Here is a 19247-nt window from a genome sequence, read left to right as displayed (position 1 = left end):
TGCGCTATTACATCATCATTTTGATGAGATTAAATTGGCTTTTTGATCTTTTATGGTGACGATCAGGTTACCATCCCGGCATGCCGCCGATCCCCCGCGCCCAGCTCGAACGCCTGTCGTACATCGACTTCCGGCTCTATTTCCTGGGTGAATTGCGGCGCTCCGACCTGGTCGCCCGCTTCGGCATGGGCCCGGCCGGGGCCACCCGCGACATCGCGCAATACCGCGACGCTGCGCCCGCCAACCTCGACTTCGACGGCACCCGCAAGCTGTACCTGCCGAGCGCCACCTTCAAGCCGCTGTTCGAGCATGCGCCCCAGCGCGTGTTGAGCGCCCTGTCGCAGGGCTTCGGCCAGGGCGCGGCCGAAGACCTGTCGCCGCTGCTGCGCTGCGAGATTCCCACCGCGCTCAGCCGGCCACGGATGGACGTGCTGGCACCGGTCACCCGCGCCATCCACTGCGGCAAGGCCGTGCGGCTGGTCTACCACTCGCTGTCCGGACCGCCGGGCGAGCGCGAAGTGGTCCCCTTCGCCCTGGTCGATTCAGGCGTGCGCTGGCACGTCCGGGCCTTCGACCGCAAGTCGGCCGAGTTCCGGGATTTCGTGCTGACCCGGATCGAGTCGCCGGTGGTGCTCGCCGACAGCGCGGTCGGCCCCGGCGAGAGCGCCGAGCACGATGTCCAGTGGAGCCGGATCGTCGAGCTCGAACTATTGCCCCACCCCTCGCACCCCCGCCCCGACGTCATCCGGCGCGACTACGACATGCCCGAGGGGGTGCTGCGCATTCGGGTGCGGGCCGCCAACGCCGGCTACATGCTGCGGCGCTGGAACGTCGACTGCTCGCCCGACCTCGGCCTGCGCGGCCCCGAGTACGCCCTCGGCCTGCGCGACCCGCTGGTGCTCTACGGCGCGGCCAACGCACTGCTGGCGCCGGGCTACCGGCCGCCGGGGCCGGCGACCCCGGCTGATAAACTACAGGGTTCCCGCCAACGCGACGACACCGCCGCATCCAGCCGCTGACGCCCGTTTCGGCCGGCCTCGCGCCCGGGCTGGCTGGGCATCGAACAAAGAATCCATGGACTACCCCGGCAACATCTTCGTGGTCGCAGCGCCCAGCGGCGCCGGCAAATCGAGCCTGGTCAAGGCGCTGATGGAGCTCGACTCGGCCGTCCAGCCCTCGGTCTCGCACACCACCCGCCCGCCGCGCGGCCAGGAGAAGCACGGCCGCGAGTACTTCTTCGCCTCGCACCCCGAATTCGACGCCATGGTCGAGGCCGACGCCTTCGTCGAATGGGCGCATGTGCACGGCCAGCGCTACGGCACCTCCAAGAAGGCGATCGAGGAACGGATCGCCCAGGGCGCCGACGTGATCCTCGAGATCGACTTCCAGGGCGCGCTGCAGATCCGCAAGACCTTCGCCAACGCGGTGATGATCTTCATCCTCCCGCCCAGCTGGGAAGAGCTGCGTTCGCGGCTCGAGCGGCGCGGCGAGGACAGCGCCTCGATCATCGAATTGCGCCTCCAGAATGCCGCCGAAGAGATGGCGCGTGCATCGGAATTCGACTTCGTTATAATCAACGAGGTATTTGAGCGCGCACTTTTCGACCTGAAAGCGATCGTCCACGCTCAGCGGCTGCGCTACTCCGCACAGCGCCGCGCACGCGCCGACACCTTCGCCGCGCTGAACATCCCCTGAAACGACCCCAAAGTCCGCACCGAAAGATCCTCATGGCCCGCATCACCGTCGAAGATTGCCTTGTTCACATCCCGAACCGTTTCCAGCTCGTGCTGGCCGCCACCTACCGCGCGCGCATGCTGAGCCAGGGCCATGCCCCGAAGATCGAAAGCAAGAACAAGCCGGCCGTGACCGCGCTGCGCGAAATCGCCGAAGGCAAGATCGGCCTCGAGATGCTCAAGAAGGTCCCCGGCTGAGAAGTTGATGCTCACATGCAACAAGGAAGCACCGTACGCGGTGCTTTTTTTGTGGCTGAATGCGACGATCCGGCGGCCACGCTAAAGTGGTACCCATGAGCGCGGTCGTCAAGCCCCTGACCGGGGCACCTCCTGTCCTGCGGCCGAGTCCCGCGGCGCTGAATGCGGCCGCCGCCAGTTTCGCCGCCCTGACCGACCGCCTCGACTATCTCGGCGCCGAGGACATCGACCTGGTCCGCCGCGCCTACCGCTTCGCCGACGAGGCCCACCTGGGGCAGCTGCGCAACAGCGGCGAGCCCTACATCACCCACCCGATCGCCGTGGCGGCGCAATGCGCCGAATGGAAGCTGGACGCCCAGGCGCTGATGGCGGCCCTGCTGCACGACGCGATCGAAGACTGCGGCGTCACCAAGTCCGAGCTGATCGAGCGCTTCGGCGCCCCGGTGGCCGAACTGGTCGACGGCCTGACCAAGCTGGACAAGCTGCGCTTCAATACCCGCGAGGAGAACCAGGCCGAGTCCTTCCGCAAGATGCTGCTCGCCATGGCGCGCGACGTCCGCGTGATCCTGGTGAAGCTGGCCGACCGCACCCACAACATGCGCACGCTGGACGACGCGCCGCGCGAGAAATGGGCTCGCATCTCGCGCGAGACGCTCGAGATCTACGCTCCGATCGCCCACCGGCTGGGCTTGAACCAGACCTACCGCGAGCTGCAGGACCTGTCGTTCCGCCACCTGCGGCCCTGGCGCTATGCCGTCCTGTCCAAGGCGGTGGCGAAGGCCCGCGGGCGGCGCCGCGACCTGATCCAGAAGGTGCAGCAGGAGGTCGAGACCTCGTTCGCGGCCGCCGGCATGAACGTGCGCATCGCCGGGCGCGAGAAGACGCTCTATTCCATCTACCGCAAGATGGACGAAAAGCACCTGAGCTTCGCCCAGGTGACCGACATCTACGGCTTCCGGCTGATCGTGCCGACCGTGATCGCCTGCTACACCGGCCTGGGCATCCTGCACCAGATGTACAAGCCGCTGCCGGGCAAGTTCAAGGACCACATCGCGATCGCCAAGCTCAACGGCTACCAGTCGCTGCACACCACGCTGGTGGGGCCTTCGGGCGTCAACGTCGAGTTCCAGCTGCGCACCGAGGCGATGCACGTGGTGGCCGAGTCGGGCGTCGCCGCCCACTGGCTCTACAAGGCGGCGGAGCCGGCGACGGCCACCAGTGAGCGGCTCGGCGCCAAGTGGCTGCAGTCGCTGCTCGACATCCAGGACGAGACCCGCGACGCCGCCGAGTTCTGGGACCACGTCAAGGTCGACCTGTTCCCCGACGCGGTCTACGTCTTCACGCCCAAGAGCCAGATCATGGCGCTGCCGCGCGGCGCCACGGTGGTCGACTTCGCCTACGCGATCCACAGCAACATCGGCGACCACACCTCGGCCGCCCGCATCAACGGCGACCAGGTGCCGCTGCGCACCGAGCTCAAGAACGGCGACGTGGTGGAGATCATCACGGCGCCGGTGTCCACCCCCAATCCGGCGTGGCTGGGCTTCGTGCGCACCGGCCGCGCCCGCTCCAAGATCCGCCACTACCTGAAGACGCTGGCACATGCCGAATCCGAGGGCCTGGGCGAGAAGCTGCTGGCCCAGGCGCTGCGCGCCGAGGGTCTGGGCAAGCTGCCGGACGACGACACCGAGCACCAGGCGCTGTGGGAGAAGCTGCTGCGCTTCACCGGCAACCGCACCCGCTCCGAGCTGCTGACCGACATCGGCCTGGGCAAGCGCATCGCGAGCATCGTCGCCAAGCGGCTGATGGCGCTCCTGGCCGAGCGCGGCGAGAAGCCCGATGCCCTGATGCTGAGCCGCGAGCGCTTCACGGCGCACGAGGGTGTGTCGCAGGGCGCCGTCACGCTCGACGGCAGCGAGAACTCCTCGGTGCGTTTTGCGCTCTGTTGCCGGCCGATCCCGGGCGATGCGATCGTCGGCTACCTGGGCCACGGCGAAGGCCTGGTGGTCCACACCGAGGAATGCGGCGTCGGCCAGCGGCTGCGCTACAAGGACAGCGAGCGCTTCTTCGCGGTCGAATGGGCCGACGAGCCGGTGCGAACCTTCGAGACCGGCGTGGTGGTCACGGTGCGCAACGACAAGGGCGTGCTGGCGCGCGTGGCAGCGACCCTGGCCGACGCCGAGGCCGACATCACGCACGTCGAGATGGCCGACGAGACGCCGCAGGATTCGACCGACCTGCGCTTCGTGATCGCGGTGCGCGACCGCACCCATCTCGACGCCGTGCTGCGGGCGGCGCGGCGCACCCCGTCGGTGCTCGCGGCGGCCCGCACGGTGCCCGCGCCCTGAGGCCGGCGCCACCGACGCCCCGCCAGACCAGCGCCGCCAACGGGTTGCACGCATGGCGCGACCAAGCTCCCCCGTCCTGGCCTGGAGCGCTGCGGCCAAGTTCTTCCATTGGGGCGTCGCCGCGCTGATCCTGCTGCAGTTCGTGCTCGGCTGGCTGGCGGCCAGCTGGCGGCTGTCGCCCACCAAGCTCGATCTCTTCGTCTGGCACAAATCGATCGGCATGCTGATCCTGGCGCTGGTCGTCCTGCGCCTGCTGAATCGCCTGGCGACGCGCGCCCCGGTGCTGCCGCCCGGCATGCCGGCCTGGGAACGCACGGCCGCGCATGCCAGTCATGCGCTGCTCTACGGCCTGATGCTGGCGCTGCCGCTGAGCGGCTGGATCGTCAGTGCCGCCGCCGGCGTGCCGTTCCGCATCTTCTGGCGGCTGCCGCTGCCGGCCATCGTCGCGCCCGACCGGCAGACCGCCGATCTCGCCGCCGCGGTGCATTTCGGGCTCGGCATCGCCCTCGTCGCGCTGCTGGTGCTGCACGTCGGCGCTGCGCTGCGCCACCACTTCGCGAAGCACGACGACGTGCTGAGCCGGATGCTGCCCGCCAGGACCCCGCGCACATGAACCCTTTCGCCGGCCCGATCGTCCTGGCGCTGGCCTTCGCCACGCTCCAGCCCGCCCGGGCGGCCGACTGGAAGATGGCGCCCGCCGGCAGCCGGCTCGAATTCGCCGCCCGGTTCGAGAACACGCCGGCGCCAGGCGTCTTCAAGGATTTCGACGTCCGGCTCGGGCTCGACGGCGACAGCCCGGCGGGCGGGCGGCTCGACGTCACGATCCGGGTCGCCAGCGCCGACATGGCGAGCGCGGACATCAACAAGGCGATCGCCGGCGACGAGTGGTTCGACGTCGCCCGCTATCCGCTGGCCGAGTTCCATGCCACCGAGATCCGCCGCGGGCCGGCTGGCTCGCCGCCCGGGCGCTTCATCGCCCGCGGCACGCTCGCGCTCAAGGGCGTGACGCAGCCGCTCGAGGTGCCGCTGGCGTGGACCGCGGCGGCCGGCGGCGCCACGCTGGACGGCGAGTTCAGTGTCAAGCGCAGCCTGTTCGGCATCGGCACCGGCGAATGGGCGGCCACCAGCGTCATCGGTGCCGACGTGAGCGTGAAGTTCCACGTCCAGCTGCGCGAGGCCCGCTGAAGTGGCCGCGCTGGGCACCGCGGGCATCGCACGGCTGGCCGCGGTGGCGGTGGCGACTGCGCTGGCCGTCGCGGCCTGTGCGCCGCTGGTGCGCGAAACCGCGCCGCCGTCCGCGGCCGCGAAGGCCGCCGTGCCCGAAGGCTTTCCGGGCGACCCCTACGCACGCACCGAGGGGGTCCTGCGCATCGACAGCGCGCGGTCGCTGGTCGCCATCACCGTGCGCCGCGGCGGATCGCTGGCCCACCTGGGCCACGACCACATCGTCGCCAGCCGCGCCGTGCAGGGCTACGTCGCGCCGCGCGAGGGCCGTGCCGACCTCTTCATCCCCCTGGCCGAACTCACGGTCGACGAGCCGGCGCTGCGGGCCGAGGCGGGCCTGGACACCCAGCCCAGCGCGTCCGACATCGCCGGCACCCGCGCCAACATGCTCGACAAGGTGCTCGAGGTGCAGCGCTTCCCGTTCGCGATCATCCGCGTCGACCAGCCCGCGCCGGACGCGCCGCTGGCCGTCGCGATCACGCTGCACGGGGTGCGCCGCGGCTTCACCGTGCCGGCCCCGCTCGCCAGCCGCCCCGGCGAGACGAGCGTCGCCGGCACGCTGGAATTCAACCAGTCCGATTTCGGCATCGCGCCCTTCTCGATCCTGGGCGGCGCCATCCAGGTGCAGGATCGGCTGAGCCTGCGCTTCAGCGTCCGGGCGACCGCGCCCTCACCATGAACCGGCGTGCCGCCGTCGCCCTCCTCGCGCTCGGCTGTGCGCAGTGCACCTGGATCGCGGCCGCGGCGCAGCAGGTGAGCATCGACACCACCAGCCAAGGCGAGGGGGTCGTGGTCACCGCCTTCGCCGACATGCAGGTCGACCCGCGCACGGCCTGGAGCGTGATCTCCGACTACGACCACCTCGCCGAGTTCATCCCGGACATGCAGAGTTCGCGGGTGGTGCGGCGCGACGGCGACCGGCTGCTGGTCGACCAGGCCGGCCACTTCGGGTTCCTGTTCTTCCAGCAGCCGGTCACCGTCCGGCTTGAGGTCGTCGAGTCGCCGCGGCAGCAGCACATCGTCGCCCGCGCGGTGAGCGGCAATCTGCGGCAGATGGAAGGCCGTTACGCGCTGGAAGTGCTCGCCACCGGCGAGGTGCGGCTCTCCTACGCCGGCCGGGTGGAGCCCGACTTCCCGCTGCCGCCGGTGGTCGGGAAGGCGGTTCTGCGCCGGGTGATGGCGCGGCAGTTCAACGCCCTGGTGAAAGAGATCGTGCGCCGCGACGCCGCCGCGGGCGCACTGCCGGCACCCCGGTAGCGGGCCCGCCGCCCCATCTGTAACGGCCGGCATCCATCAACACTACCGCCGGGGTGGACGCCCTGTGACGGCCGCGCCCGAGGCGCCCATAATCCGCCCTCGGCCAAGCCAGGGGCCGGATCCGAATCCTGGCGCTCGATGAGGCGATCACGATGAGCTCATTGCAAATGTTCCTGCCGGCATCCGAGCCCGCGCGCAGCGAGGCCCTGGCGTTGCTGCAGAAGACGCACCGCCTGCCGAGGCACCTCGTCCGGGGCATCGTGCCCGGCGCCTTCGGCAAACGGGCGTCCGCCCTCGCGACGGGCCCTGTTCAAGTCCAGCAGCAAAGCTTCGACACGCCGCCCGAAGCGCAGATCCAGACCGGTTGAGCTGCCCGACCCCGCCATGGGCTCGGACGCCGGTATCTTTTGTATCCATTGGCATCCTGACGCTGCGCCCGCGCTCGACGCTGCGGGAGCGCATCGGTGCGCGAGTTGCATTTTTGGCTGTGATACAACCTTCGGCCCATGAGCAAGGCATTCACGAAGGAGAGCGACACCGACGACGAGGATGACGGCGGCGCCGCACTGCCGCCGTTGCCCGCGGGCGGCAAGAACTACATGACGCCGGCCGGCTATGCGCGCCTGCGCACCGAACTGCTCGACCTCATGGACAACGAGCGGCCGAAGGTGGTCGAGGCCGTGCACTGGGCGGCCAAGAACGGCGACCGCTCGGAGAACGGCGACTACCTCTACGGCAAGAAGCGGTTGCGCGAGATCGATCGCCGGATCCGCTTTCTCACCAAGCGGCTCGAAGCGGCCGAAGTCACCGATCCCTCGGTGCACCATGGCCGCGACCAGGTGTTCTTCGGCGCCACCGTGCGCTACGCCGACGAAAGCGGCGACGAGCGCGAGGTGACCATCCTGGGCATCGACGAAGCGAACAGCGCCGAGGCCCAGGTCAGCTGGATCTCGCCGATCGCGCGGGCGCTGCTCAAGGCCCGGGAAGGCGACGTGGTCAAGCTCGCGACCCCCGGCGGAGTGCACGAGGTCGAGGTGCTGGCCGTGCGCTATCCGGCGCCTGCAGCCGACGCGGATTCGCTCTGAGGCGCCCATGTACTTCTTCGTCGTCGCGGGCCTGATGCTGGTGTTTCCGCTGCTCTCGATCGCGATCGAGGCCAGCGCCGGACACGCGCCCTTCGGCCTGATGCTGATCGGCAAGTGGTACGTGTTCTGGGCCGTCGGACTGCGGCTGCTGCTGGCCGGCATCCGCCAGATCCTGCAGCCGCGCTACACGGCCGAGACCATCCTCGGCATCAAGGGCGACGACGCGCTGCTGCTGGTGCGCGAACTGGGCTTCGGCAACCTCGCGATCGGCGTGGTCGGCACGCTGAGCCTGTTCTTCGCCGGCTGGGTCGTTCCGGCGGCGCTGGTGGGCGGCCTCTTCTATGGCCTGGCCGGCGTCAACCACGCCCTGCAGCGGCACCGCAATCCCAAGGAAAACCTCGCGATGGTCTCCGACCTCTTCGCCGCCGTGGTGCTGCTCGGCTTCTTCGGCTGGTCGACGCTGCACTGAGGCGATCAGGCGCTGCCGGGGGCCCCGGGCTCGGGGTCGTGGCAGGCGACGCAGAACTTGTTGCCGTCGGGATCGCGGAAGTAGGCGCCGTAGTAATGGGGGTGGTACTCGGGCCGCAAGCCGGGCAGGCCTTCGCAACGGCCGCCATGCGCGAGGGCGACGGCGTGGGCGGCGCGCACCATCGCCCGGTCGGCGGCGGCGAAGCCCACCATCTGGCCATTGCCGGGCGCATGCGCTCGGCCGTCATGCGGCTTGCAGATCACGAAGAAGGGTCGCACGCCACCGGCGGCGTGCCAGCCGGCCCAGGGCCGGTCGCGCTCGCAGAAGCGCAGCGCGACACCGAGGCTCTCCATGAGCGGCCGGTAGAAGGCCAGCGCGCGCTCGAAGTCGCTCACGCTCACGAAGACATGCGAGAACATCGCGGCTCCGGTACAAGCATGACCCCGACGGTCCGCGAACCACGCACGGAAAGCTCAGTTCTTCGGCGCCGGCACCGGCACTTCGGTGCGGCGAAGCTTGCCGCCGCCCTGCACGCTGCCGCTGACCGTGGTGTTGCCGGTGCCGAGCACGCGCTTCTCGCAAGCCTCGCGGGCGCTGGCGGGCTGCCGCTTGCAGCGTGCGAGCGCGTTCTGATCGTAGCCGCCAGGGCTGTTCAGCTGGCCTTGGCGCTTCGCTTCCTGGGCCGCCGCCTTCTCGCGGTAGCAGGCGGTCCGGTCGACGCGGGGGTCCTCGCAGTTGGGCGCGTTGGACTGGGCCTGCGCGGACAGCGCGCCAAGCATCGCGCCGCCAGCCAGCAACGCACCCACGGTTGAACGAAGGACTGGGTTCATCGTGCCACTCCTGGATGGAATAGAGGGAAGCCCAGTCTGCCGCCAGCCGGGCGAATTGCCAAGGCACACGAAGAGTGCAAGCCGCCTACCAGACACGCCACCAGGGCCGAGCCGGCCGGAGTTCCGGCTCGAGCGGCCCGAGGCCCGACGGCGTCGACCCGAGCCGTGTTCGCAACTCGGCTTCCAGGCGATACGCCTCCTTCAAGGCATCCGGATCGCCAAGCTCCGCCCGCTTTCGCTGCACATACGCGGCGGCGGCGAGTTCTTCATCGCTCATCGACTCCATCCATGGATTCTGTCTCCAGGCCCCTGCACCGCCAATAAGCCGTCCGGCCGGGCCGCGATGGCGCATCGGCCAGTCCCGGGTTTTCCCTTATTCCTGGGGACAATGCTGGGGACAACCGCGGGGACTTCGGTCGAGATCGTTGCCTGGCGGGGCCTGCGACACGATGCCTCCAAAAGCAGCACCCTTCAGGGCTGGTTCCGGGTCTTGGCGGGGGCGGACTTCGACGGCGTCGCGACGCTGGTGACCAGCAGGGCCCAGGCGACGACGCTGAAAAGCGTGCCGCCCCAGCCGAACCCGGTCCTGCAGTCGACGGCGAAGAACTGCGCCACCAGCGGAAAGCTGTCGACGATGATCATTCCCGTGTAGGCGGGGAGATGGAAGAGATAGCCGGCCCAGGTGACGAGATCGGCGATCGTGATGGTGCCGTCGGCGTTGGCGTCGAGCGCCTGCTGGACGGCGTCGCCGGCCCGGGAGCCAACCCACCAGCGGCGGCAGTGCTCGCTGTCGTTGACGATGCGCATTCGGATGCTCTCCTCGAATTCATCATGGCTGTCGCGCACGAGAGACGTGCTGCGCAGTGTCGTCGCACGGCAGGCGGATGGCAAAGGGTTCGAGGGGGTGGAGCGTCTCGGCCTCGATAATCGGTTTCATGAAATGCAGCGTTTGCGGTGGCACCGCCTTTACCAGCCGGGCCGTCCTGTGGGACGGCCTGATCTCCGAATGGCAACTCTCGCGGGCCGAGGCGGATTACGTCGACCGCCAGCAGGGCGAGACCTGCAACGCCTGCGGGACGAACCTGCGCTCCGTGGCACTGGGCGACGCGGTCAGATCATTCCTCGGCACTACCCTGCCGCTGCGCGAAGCGGTGAACACGGCGGCTGGCCGAAGCCTGTCGATACTGGAAATCAACGAGGCGGGGACCCTGACGCCGGTGCTTCGCCAATTCGGCGGCTACGTGTTCGGGGCCTACCCGGAGGTCGACATGCACGCGATCCCGTATCCCGACGCGACTTTCGACGTCGTGATCCATTCCGATACGCTCGAACACGTGCCAAACCCGGTGCATGCCCTGACGGAATGCCGCAGGGTGCTGAAGCCAGGGGGCGCGCTCTGCTTCACGGTGCCGATCATCGTGGGCCGAATGACACGCGATCGCGCCGGCTTGCCGAAGAGCTACCACGGCGACCCGAGCACGGCGACGGACGACCTGGTCGTCCAGACGGAGTTCGGCGCTGACGCATGGACCCATGTGATGGAGGCCGGCTTCGACCGCGTCAACATGTACGCGGTCGGCTATCCGGCAGCCATCGCTTTCGGCGCGTACCGGGCTGTCGAACGGGAGGCCTGAAGGAAGGCCCGCAACTGTGGTGCGGGCTTCCAAAGAGTGGCGCGGCTGGCAGGAATTGAACCCACGATCCATCTCTCTTCGGCACAGCGCCTGTTCGAGCCGCCTGTGCAGCACGGTTTCGATCAACCAGGGAGTCTTGCGTGACAACGCCAAGCTGGCGCCCCTCCTGTCGCCCCGCGTCCCCCGCCTGCCGAACTTGAACTCTCAACGCAGGCAGAAAGAGATCGGCAATTCAACGAGGCCCAGATTCTGGAATTGGAGACCACCAATCTCGAATGGCGTGGGCACGACGCGGGGTTGGATCAACCTCAGCTTGGCCGCGTCAGCACTGCCGACCAAACCAACGAGAACCAAGCCCGACAGGCTCAGCAGGCGGGACAGGAGATCAAGCTCGCTCGCATCGTGGCTGAGACCGTTGACGGCACCGTCCCGAATACGACCCGCGTCCGGATGCGCCTCTGACAGTCGTGAACGGGTAGAGGCGAGCGGCCGGACCTGAAATTCACGCGAAGCGTCGCGCAAAAAAGAAAAAGGGTCAGGACGCTAACGTCCTGACCCTTACAGAGAGTGGTGCGGCTGGCAGGAATTGAACCCACGACCCCTTGGTTCGTAGCCAAGTACTCTATCCAACTGAGCTACAGCCGCACAGCTTGCGATTATAGCATGCATTTCAGCTACCTTTCCAGCCAATGGCCGGAACGAAGCTCAACGACATGCGGACGATTCGTCCCGGACTGTCACCGGAGAGGAATCCGAGTCTGCGAAGACTCTCGATCGCACATGGAGTCTAACCCATGGCTCACGAGAGGTCGGTGGTAGGCCGTCCTGGGCTTGAACCAGGGACCAACGGATTATGAGTCCGCTGCTCTAACCAACTGAGCTAACGGCCCACGCGCCACGGATTCTAGTGGGCCGCGCCGCCCCGCCCTACTTGCGGTGGCTCAGCGCGTTGGTGACCAGCTTCGACGTGATGTCGACGATCTGGATCATCCGTTCGTACGGCATCCGGGTCGGGCCGATCACCCCCAGCGTGCCGACCACCTGGCCATCGACCTCGTAGTTCGCGCTGACGATCGAGAGGTCGTCGAAGGGCACCACCTGGCTTTCGCCGCCGATGAAGATCCGCACGCCCTCGGCCTGGCTCGAGACATCGAGCAGGCGCATCAGCTGCGTCTTGTGCTCGAACAACTCGAAGGCGCGCCGGAGATGCCCCATGTCGCTCGAGAAGTCGGTCACCGCGAGCAGGTTGCGTTCACCCGAGATGACGACCTCTTCCTGGGCCTCGATCATCACCTCGGAGCTGACCTGCACGGCCGCCTGCATCAGCGCCGCGATCTCGCCGCGCAGCTGCTCGACCTCGGATTGCAGCCGGTCGCGCACCTGCTCGATCGACAGCCCGGCGAAATGGGCGTTGATGTAGTTCGCGGCCTCGACCAGCTGCGACTGCGTGTAGTCGACCTCGGGGAAGATGACCCGGTTCTGGACGTCGCCGTCGGGCGCCACGATGATCACCAGCAGGCGGCGGTCCGACAGCCGCAGGAACTCGATCTGCCGGAACACCGAGGCCCGCCGCGGCGCCATCACGACGCCCACGAACTGCGACAGGTTCGACAGCAGGTGGGCCGCGTTGGCGATCACCTTCTGCGGCTGGTCGGCGGCCAGGCTCGGCGCCGAGGCGAACTGCTCGCGCTCGGCGGTCAGCATGGTGTCGACGAAGAGGCGGTAGCCGCGCGCGGTCGGAATCCGACCCGCCGAGGTGTGGGGGCTTGCGATCAGCCCCAGCACCTCGAGGTCGGACATCACGTTGCGGATCGTCGCCGGCGACAGATCCAGCCCCGGCGCACGGGACAGCGTGCGCGAGCCGACCGGCTGCCCGTCGGCGATGTAGCGCTCGACGAGAGTCTTCAGCAGCAACTTGGCACGGTCGTCCAGCATCGAATGATTTTAATGTTGTAATTTGTGAATGAGCTCCCGCTTTCGGCATGTCGCACTGATCGGTAAATACCAGGCCTCCGGCGCCCGGGCGCAGTGCGGCGCGCACGACAACGTGATGGAAGGCATCGGCACCTTCCTCGAATCGCAGGGCTGCAAGGTGTTCGTCGAGAAATCGCAGACCGACCCGGTCGAAACCGGCCCCTACCCGGCGCTGACGGTCGAGGAGATCGGCCAGCAGTGCGACCTGGGCCTGGTGGTCGGCGGCGACGGCACCATGCTCGGCATCGGCCGCCAGCTGGCGCCGCACGATGTGCCGCTGATCGGCATCAACCGCGGCCGCCTCGGCTTCATCACCGACATCTCGCTCGACAACTACCAGGCGACGCTGATCCCGATGCTGGCCGGCGAATACGAGGAAGACCTGCGCACCCTGATGAAGGCCAAGGTGATCCGCGACGGCCAGTCGGTGTTCGACACCCTGGCCATGAACGACGTGGTGGTCAACCGCGGCGCGACCTCGGGCATGGTCGAGCTGCGGGTCACGGTCGGCCGCCACTTCGTGGCCAACCAGCGCGCCGACGGCATGATCATCTCGACGCCCACCGGTTCGACCGCCTATGCCCTGTCGGCCGGCGGGCCACTGCTGCATCCGGCGGTGCGCGGCTGGGTGCTGGTGCCGATCGCGCCGCACACGCTGTCGAACCGGCCGCTGCTGCTGCCCGACGCCGACGAGGTCACGATGGAACTGGTGGGCGGTCGCGATGCGAGCGCCAATTTCGACATGCAGTCGCTGGCCTCGCTGGCCATCGGCGACCAGGTGATGGTGCGCCGCTCGGACTATCGGGTGCGCTTCCTGCATCCCAAGGGCTGGAGCTATTTCGACACCTTGCGCAAGAAGCTGCATTGGAACGAAGGGGGATCTTGAGATGGCGTTGAGGCGCATTGCGCTGCGGGACTTCGTGATCGTGCGGGCCCTCGAGCTCGATTTCTCGGCCGGGTTCACGGTGCTCACCGGCGAGACCGGTGCCGGCAAGTCGATCCTCATCGACGCGCTGCAGCTGGCGCTCGGCAACCGGGCCGATGCCGGCGCGGTGCGCGAGGGTGCCGAACGGCTCGACGTCAGCGCCGAATTCGACGCCGACCCGGGCCTGGCCGGCTGGCTGGACGAAGGCGGCTTCGAGGCCGGAGACGCCCTGCTGCTGCGCCGCACGGTCGACCTGCAGGGCCGCAGCCGCGGCTGGATCAACGGCAGCCCGGCGACCGCCACCCAGCTGCGGGAACTCGGCGACCGGCTGCTGGACATCCATGGCCAGCACGCCTGGCAGAGCCTGACCCGCCCCGAGGCCGTGCGCGGCCTGCTGGATGCCTATGCCGGCGTCGGCACCGGCGCGCTCGACAGCGCCTGGCAGGCCTGGCGGCAGGCGATCGGCGCACTCGACACCGCCCGCTCGGCCCAGGATTCGCTGCAGCGCGAACGCGAGCGCCTCCAGTGGCAGGTCGCCGAAGTCGCCAAGCTGGCGCCGGGCGACGACGAATGGGAAGAGCTGTCGGCCAGCCACGGCCGGATCTCCAATGCCCAGGCCCTGACCGACGCCGCCGAAGGCGCCGCCAGCGCCCTCGAGGACGACGACAGCGGCGCCCTGGCGGCCCTGAGCCGCGCCGTCGCGCTGCTGCAGAACTGCGAGCACATCGAGCCCGAATTCAAGGCGCTGGGCGAGGTGCTCGCCTCGAGCGTGGCGCAGGCCTCGGATGCCGCGCATTCGCTGCACAGCTACCTGCGCCAGGCCGACACCGATCCCGAGCGGCTGGCGGAACTCGACGAGCGCATGGGCAGCTGGATGTCGCTGGCGCGCCGCTACCGGCGCCCGCCGGCCGAGCTGCCGGCCCTGCTGGCGGGCTGGCAGGCCGAACTGAAGGCCCTCGATGCCCAAAGCGACCTCGACGCGCTGGAGCGCACCGAGCAGGCCGCGCAGCAGGCCTACCTGAAAGAGGCCAAGGCGCTGGCCAAGGCCCGCAAGCAGGCGGCGCCCAAACTTTCGCAGGCGGTCACGCAGGCCATGCAGGACCTCGGCATGAAGGGCGGCCGCTTCGAGGTCGCGCTGCAGCCTTTGGCGCAACCCGGCCGTGCCGGCCTCGAAGAGATCGCCTTCCTGGTCAGCGGCCATGCCGGCAGCACGCCGCGCTCGATCGGCAAGGTGGCCTCCGGCGGGGAGCTGTCGCGCATCGCGCTGGCGATCGCGGTCACGACCAGCGAACTCGGCGCCGCCCAGACCCTGATCTTCGACGAGGTCGACGCCGGCGTCGGCGGCGCGGTGGCCGAGACCGTCGGCCGGCTCATGAAGCAGCTCGGCCGCGACCGCCAGGTGCTGGCCGTGACCCACCTGCCGCAGGTGGCGGCCTGCGCCGACCACCATCTCGTGGTCGCCAAGCGGCAGACCCCGGCCAAGGGCCAGGTCGCCGCGCGCACCGAAAGCAGCGTCGCGGTGCTCGACGCCGAGGGCCGGGCCCAGGAGGTCGCGCGGATGCTGGGTGGCGAACGCGTCTCGCGCACCTCGCTCGCGCATGCGCGCGAGATGCTGGGCCAGAAGACGGAGGCCGCGGCATCGTGAACCTCGAACTGGTCCTGATCACCGGCATGTCCGGCTCCGGCAAGTCCGTCGCGCTGCACGCGCTCGAGGACGCCGGCTACTACTGCGTCGACAACCTGCCGCCCGAGCTGCTGTCGCCCTTCATCGCGCTGCAGCAGGAGCAGCAGGCTACCAAGGTGGCGATCGCGATGGACGTGCGCAGCGGGATCTCGCTGCCGCTGGTGCCGCAGCAGTTGGAGGCGCTGCGCCAGCAGGGCGTTTCGCTGCGCTCGCTGTTCCTCGACGCCACCACCGATGCGCTGGTGCGCCGCTATTCCGAAACGCGGCGCCGCCATCCGCTGTCGCGCCAGGAAGGCCGCACCGACATGCCCGAGCAGCAGCGGGTGCTGATGCAGGCGATCGAGCTCGAACGGGAGCTGCTCGCCGACCTGCGCGACGGCGCCGACGTGATCGACACCAGCATCATCCGGCCGCCGCAGCTCCAGAGCTACGTCAAGGCGCTGATTTCGGCGCCCGACAGCAGCTTGACGCTGGTGTTCGAATCCTTCGCCTTCAAGCGCGGCGTGCCGCTCGATGCCGACTACGTGTTCGACGTCCGCATGCTGCCCAATCCGCACTACGTGCCGGCCCTGCGCGCCCTGACCGGCCGCGATGCGCCCGTGATCGAGTGGCTGCGCGAGCACGAGGACGTGGCGCGCATGTACGGCGACATCGAGCAGTTCCTGCAGCGCTGGCTCGACGCACTGGCGCGCGACCATCGCAGCTACGTGACGGTGGCGATCGGCTGCACCGGGGGCCAGCACCGGTCGGTGTTCCTGGTCGAGCAGCTGGCGCGCGGCTTCGGCGAACGCTGGGCGGCGCTCAAGCGCCACCGCGAGCTCGACGGGGCCTGAGGGCCTCAGCCGCCCAGCAGCTTGCGCACCGGCGCCGGCAGTCCCAGGCCGTGCCACTCGGCGCCCGCGAACCAGTCGCCCGTCTCGGCCAGTGGCCGCGCGCCGCGGCTCTCGACCGCGACCGGATGCAGATGCAGGTCCTTGTGCGTCAGCACGTGCACGAACGCGGGCTCGTCGCGGGCGCCGGCACGGTCCCGGGTGCCCAGGGTCTGCAGCAGCGCCTCGCGGCTGTCGAACACCGGCAGGCTGTAGAGGCCGGCCCAGATCCCGCGCGCGGGCCGCTTTTCCAGCCACACCCGCCCTTGCGCGTCGCGCGCCAGCAGCATCCAGAGCGACTGCGCGCTGCGCCGCAGCTTGCGGGTCTTGACCGGGTAACTCTCGGGCGCACCCTGCTTGCGCGCCGCGCACAGGTCGCCGACCGGGCAAATCATGCAGCTGGGCTTGCGCGGCAGGCAGACGGTGGCGCCCAGGTCCATCAGGCCCTGGGTGTAGCGGGCGATGGCCTGCGGATCCTCGGCCGGCGGCAGCAGCCCGGTAGCCTCGTTCCACAACAGCCGCTCCTGGGCGGCGGACGACAGGTCGCCGTCGAAGGCCAGCAGCCGCGTGAGCACCCGCTTGACGTTGCCGTCCAGGATCGCCACCCGCTCGCCGAAGCAGAAGGCCGCGACCGCCGCCGCGGTCGAGCGGCCGATGCCGGGCAGGCTCTGCAACTCGGCCGCGCTGCGCGGGAATTCGCCGCCGAAGCGCGCCACCACCTCCTGCGCGCAGCGGTGCATGTTGCGCGCGCGGCTGTAGTAGCCGAGTCCGCTCCAGAGCCCGAACACCTCGTCCTCGGTGCCCGCGGCGAGCGCCGCCACGTTCGGAAAGCGCTCGAGAAAGCGCGCGAAGTAGCCGAGCACGGTGCTCACCTGGGTCTGCTGCAGCATCACCTCGGACAGCCAGACGCGATAGGGATCCTGGGTGTTCTGCCACGGCAGCTCGCTGCGGCCGTGGCTGGCCTGCCAGGCGACGATCCGCTCGGCAAAGCCCGCGACGCGTCCGCCCGGACTTTCAGGCGACAAGTTCGGTCCGCGCCGCGGGGGCGTGCGGCGCTTCGTTGCTCGCGAGCAAGGTGGTGAGTTCGGCCAGCCGACGGTGCAGCTCGCCCAGGTTGGCTTCCTGCGCCGACAGCTCGGCCAGGCGCTCGTCGAGGTTGCCCGCGGCGCCCTGGATGCGCTCCACGGCCTCGATGCGCTTGGTGAAATTGCGCCGCCGTTCCTTGAGCTGGGCGTCGAGCTGGGCGCCGGCGCCCTTGCTCCAGCGCTCGACCTCGGTCATGGCCGCCTCGTTGACCACCCGCAGCCGGCTTGCCAGCGCGCGCACCAGCTTGTCGCAGAAATCGGGCTGCGCCAGCTTGAGCATGTTGCCCACGCCCAGGTAGTGAATGTGGCTGCGCTCGATCTGGTCGAGCTGCTGCTCGAAGCCCGACAGGTCGGGCTCGGGCGGCGCCTGCAGCGTGAAGCCGTGTTCGGCGTTGAGCTGGCGGAAGGTGGCGTGCAGCATCGACTGGATCTCGGCGCTGGTCGCCTGCACCTCGCGCAGGTTGTTGCGCAGCGATTCGAAAGTCTCGCCATAGACCTTGCGCACGCTGAACTTGATGCCGCGCCGCTTCAGCGCCGCCGACAGGCGGCCCATGTCGGCCTTGAGCGCGGTGCTGCCGAGCACCGCGTAGACCTCGCGCAGCAGCTTGCCCTGCACCGAGCGCAGCGCGAGGATGCGGGCGTTGCTGCCTTCGAACTCGGTCTGCTCGGCCTCGATGCGGGTGCGCATGTGGCGGATCACCGAGCCGTTCTTGCCGCGCAGGCCCTGCAACTCCAGCGCCTGCTCGGACAGGTCGCGCTGGCGCACGTTGAGGATGCGCGCCGCCTCGGTCCTGAGCGCGACGATGCCGGCGTCGACGGCCAGCCGCAGCATGGTCTCGCGCTTGCCGAGCAGGCCTTCGCCGAGCACCGCCTCCAGCGCCGGCAGCCGGCTCGCCTGCAGCAGCGGCACGTCGCGGCGGATCTTGGCCTGCAGCCCCTTCTGCGCCGACACCGGCAGCACCTGCGGCAGCGGCACGCCCAGCAGCTCGGCCGCGCCCTTGCGCTGGCGCTGGATCTGGGCATCGATCTGGGCCGGCGTGCTCAGGATGTCCCACATCGTGTCGATCTTGTTCAGCACCACGATGCGGGTCTCGCTCAGGTCGCCCTCGGTGACCAGGTGCTGGCGCCAGATGGCCAGGTCGGAGCGGGTCACGCCGGTGTCGGCACCGAGGATGAAGACCACCGCATGGGCCTGCGGAATCAGGCTCACCGTCAGCTCCGGCTCGGCGCCGATCGCGTTCAGGCCGGGCGTGTCGAGGATCACCAGCCCCTGCTCCAGCAGCGGGTGCGGCATGTTCAGCACCGCATGGCGCCAGCGCGGGATCTCGACCCGGCCATCGGCATCGGGCACCGGGTTGTCGTCGGGGACGTCGTCGCTCCAGAAGCCGAGCGCGCGCGCTTCCTCCAGCGGCACCCAGCGCACCTCGGCGACCTTGCCCATCGCCTGCGACAGCTGTTCGGCGTTCTCGACGTCGATCGCGATCTCGGTCCAGCGCTCGGGCTCGTCGCGCCAGTGGGCGAGCGAATGGGCTTCGAGCCGGGTCTCGATCGGCAGCAGGCGCAGGCTCGGCTGCAGCGCCGGGTCATAGCCCAGCTCGGTCGGGCACATGGTCGTGCGGCCGGCGCTGGCCGGCATGATCCGGCGCCCGTAGCCGGCGAAGAAGATGGCGTTGATCAGCTCGGACTTGCCGCGCGAGAACTCGGCCACGAAAGCCACCATGACCTTGCTGGTGCGCAACTGCGACTCCAGGTCGCGCAGCCGCTCGGCAACGCTCTGGTTGAGCAGGTCGTTTTCACTCAGCCAGCGGGACAACCACTTGAGGCGGTGCGCGAAATTGCGCCGCCAAGCGCCGTGCTTGTCGAATTGCTGATTGAAGGAATCGGTCAAAGCAGGATTTGTAAGGGGGACTTACAAAATATAGCATCGGAGGC

The 19247-nt window shown here is 69.1% G+C and carries 23 protein-coding genes and 2 tRNA genes; 15 read left to right on the top strand and 10 right to left on the bottom strand.

From position 1 onward, the window contains the following. Window positions 1-80: 80 nt before the first annotated feature. The 11 genes from QTI33_RS11760 to QTI33_RS11710 all read left to right on the top strand — a co-directional run bounded on the left by QTI33_RS11760 (window position 81) and on the right by QTI33_RS11710 (window position 8314). Window positions 81-1019: a WYL domain-containing protein gene (locus QTI33_RS11760; RefSeq protein WP_286506114.1), complete on the top strand. Its 939-nt coding sequence runs from the start codon at window positions 81-83 to the stop codon at window positions 1017-1019. Window positions 1020-1074: 55 nt separating this feature from the next. After that, window positions 1075-1695, top strand: coding sequence for a guanylate kinase (gmk, locus tag QTI33_RS11755; RefSeq protein ID WP_286369933.1), 621 nt, complete (start codon window positions 1075-1077; stop codon window positions 1693-1695). A 32-nt stretch (window positions 1696-1727) separates the two neighbouring features. After that, window positions 1728-1931, top strand: coding sequence for a DNA-directed RNA polymerase subunit omega (gene rpoZ / locus QTI33_RS11750; protein ID WP_019656435.1), 204 nt, complete (start codon window positions 1728-1730; stop codon window positions 1929-1931). Between the two features lie 95 nt (window positions 1932-2026). After that, window positions 2027-4279 carry a RelA/SpoT family protein gene (locus QTI33_RS11745; RefSeq protein WP_286506113.1) on the top strand — a complete coding sequence of 751 codons (2253 nt, stop codon included), beginning with the start codon at window positions 2027-2029 and terminating at the stop codon, window positions 4277-4279. 52 nt (window positions 4280-4331) lie between these two features. Beyond that, window positions 4332-4892, top strand: a complete 561-nt coding sequence (locus QTI33_RS11740; RefSeq protein WP_286506111.1) for a cytochrome b — start codon at window positions 4332-4334, stop codon at window positions 4890-4892. Continuing rightward, window positions 4889-5464 carry a YceI family protein gene (locus QTI33_RS11735; protein WP_286506110.1) on the top strand — a complete coding sequence of 192 codons (576 nt, stop codon included), beginning with the start codon at window positions 4889-4891 and terminating at the stop codon, window positions 5462-5464. Before QTI33_RS11740 ends, QTI33_RS11735 begins: the two co-directional genes overlap by 4 nt. 1 nt (window position 5465) lies before the next feature. Next, complete coding sequence (locus QTI33_RS11730; protein ID WP_286506109.1) at window positions 5466-6182, top strand: YceI family protein; 717 nt, start codon at window positions 5466-5468, stop codon at window positions 6180-6182. Next, on the top strand, window positions 6179-6760 hold the full coding sequence (locus QTI33_RS11725; protein ID WP_286506108.1) for an SRPBCC family protein: 582 nt from the start codon (window positions 6179-6181) through the stop codon (window positions 6758-6760). The genes QTI33_RS11730 and QTI33_RS11725 overlap by 4 nt, the downstream gene beginning before the upstream one ends. Window positions 6761-6912: 152 nt before the next feature. Then, window positions 6913-7128, top strand: a complete 216-nt coding sequence (locus QTI33_RS11720; RefSeq protein ID WP_286506107.1) for a hypothetical protein — start codon at window positions 6913-6915, stop codon at window positions 7126-7128. Window positions 7129-7266: 138 nt separating this feature from the next. Next, a complete protein-coding gene (greB, locus tag QTI33_RS11715) occupies window positions 7267-7845 on the top strand; it encodes a transcription elongation factor GreB (protein WP_286506105.1) in 579 nt (192 codons plus the stop codon). A 7-nt stretch (window positions 7846-7852) separates the two neighbouring features. Continuing rightward, window positions 7853-8314 carry a DUF6790 family protein gene (locus QTI33_RS11710; RefSeq protein ID WP_286506104.1) on the top strand — a complete coding sequence of 154 codons (462 nt, stop codon included), beginning with the start codon at window positions 7853-7855 and terminating at the stop codon, window positions 8312-8314. Window positions 8315-8319: 5 nt separating this feature from the next. On the opposite strand, the gene QTI33_RS11705 is transcribed toward QTI33_RS11710, so the two are convergent. The 4 genes from QTI33_RS11705 to QTI33_RS11690 form a co-directional block, all read right to left on the bottom strand. Next, the gene (locus tag QTI33_RS11705; RefSeq protein ID WP_286506103.1) at window positions 8320-8733 is read right to left on the bottom strand and encodes a VOC family protein; all 414 of its coding nucleotides are present in this window, start codon (window positions 8731-8733) and stop codon (window positions 8320-8322) included. Window positions 8734-8787: 54 nt separating this feature from the next. Next, window positions 8788-9144, bottom strand: coding sequence for a hypothetical protein (locus tag QTI33_RS11700; protein WP_286506102.1), 357 nt, complete (start codon window positions 9142-9144; stop codon window positions 8788-8790). Window positions 9145-9229: 85 nt separating this feature from the next. Continuing rightward, window positions 9230-9421, bottom strand: coding sequence for a hypothetical protein (locus QTI33_RS11695; protein WP_286506101.1), 192 nt, complete (start codon window positions 9419-9421; stop codon window positions 9230-9232). A 194-nt stretch (window positions 9422-9615) separates the two neighbouring features. Next, window positions 9616-9951 carry a hypothetical protein gene (locus tag QTI33_RS11690; protein ID WP_286506100.1) on the bottom strand — a complete coding sequence of 112 codons (336 nt, stop codon included), beginning with the start codon at window positions 9949-9951 and terminating at the stop codon, window positions 9616-9618. A 128-nt stretch (window positions 9952-10079) separates the two neighbouring features. Between QTI33_RS11690 and QTI33_RS11685 the strand changes: the two genes are divergently transcribed. After that, a complete protein-coding gene (locus tag QTI33_RS11685; protein WP_286506099.1) occupies window positions 10080-10778 on the top strand; it encodes a class I SAM-dependent methyltransferase in 699 nt (232 codons plus the stop codon). 204 nt (window positions 10779-10982) lie between these two features. Here QTI33_RS11685 and QTI33_RS11680 read toward each other — a convergent pair whose 3' ends face one another. From QTI33_RS11680 to hrcA, 4 genes are all read right to left on the bottom strand, one after another. After that, entirely contained in the window at window positions 10983-11300 is a 318-nt protein-coding gene (locus QTI33_RS11680) for a hypothetical protein (RefSeq protein WP_286506098.1), read from the bottom strand. A 46-nt stretch (window positions 11301-11346) separates the two neighbouring features. Next, window positions 11347-11423 (bottom strand) — tRNA-Arg (locus QTI33_RS11675). Window positions 11424-11591: 168 nt separating this feature from the next. Beyond that, window positions 11592-11668 (bottom strand) — tRNA-Ile (locus QTI33_RS11670). A 37-nt stretch (window positions 11669-11705) separates the two neighbouring features. Then, a complete protein-coding gene (gene hrcA / locus QTI33_RS11665) occupies window positions 11706-12713 on the bottom strand; it encodes a heat-inducible transcriptional repressor HrcA (protein WP_286506097.1) in 1008 nt (335 codons plus the stop codon). Between the two features lie 28 nt (window positions 12714-12741). Here hrcA and QTI33_RS11660 point away from each other — a divergent pair, with 28 nt between their 5' ends. Genes QTI33_RS11660 through rapZ form a run of 3 tightly spaced genes read left to right on the top strand, consistent with a single transcriptional unit; the run spans window position 12742 to window position 16194 of the window. Beyond that, complete coding sequence (locus QTI33_RS11660) at window positions 12742-13638, top strand: NAD kinase (RefSeq protein WP_286506096.1); 897 nt, start codon at window positions 12742-12744, stop codon at window positions 13636-13638. A gap of 1 nt (window position 13639) precedes the next feature. Beyond that, a complete protein-coding gene (recN, locus tag QTI33_RS11655; protein WP_286506095.1) occupies window positions 13640-15322 on the top strand; it encodes a DNA repair protein RecN in 1683 nt (560 codons plus the stop codon). After that, window positions 15319-16194, top strand: a complete 876-nt coding sequence (rapZ, locus tag QTI33_RS11650) for an RNase adapter RapZ (protein WP_286506094.1) — start codon at window positions 15319-15321, stop codon at window positions 16192-16194. The genes recN and rapZ overlap by 4 nt, the downstream gene beginning before the upstream one ends. 5 nt (window positions 16195-16199) lie before the next feature. Here rapZ and mutY read toward each other — a convergent pair whose 3' ends face one another. Further along, window positions 16200-17255 (bottom strand): A/G-specific adenine glycosylase, encoded by a 1056-nt coding sequence (gene mutY, locus QTI33_RS11645; RefSeq protein ID WP_286506092.1) that lies wholly within the window; start codon window positions 17253-17255, stop codon window positions 16200-16202. After that, window positions 17245-19203, bottom strand: a complete 1959-nt coding sequence (locus QTI33_RS11640) for a dynamin family protein (RefSeq protein WP_286506091.1) — start codon at window positions 19201-19203, stop codon at window positions 17245-17247. Before QTI33_RS11640 ends, mutY begins: the two co-directional genes overlap by 11 nt. Window positions 19204-19247 lie beyond the last annotated feature (44 nt).

The sequence above is a fragment of the Variovorax davisae genome, from assembly GCF_030316845.1.
Taxonomy (GTDB): domain Bacteria; phylum Pseudomonadota; class Gammaproteobacteria; order Burkholderiales; family Burkholderiaceae_C; genus Variovorax; species Variovorax davisae.
The sequence above is the reverse complement of the archived record's forward strand: the minus strand, read 5'-3'. Positions and strand labels throughout refer to the sequence as shown.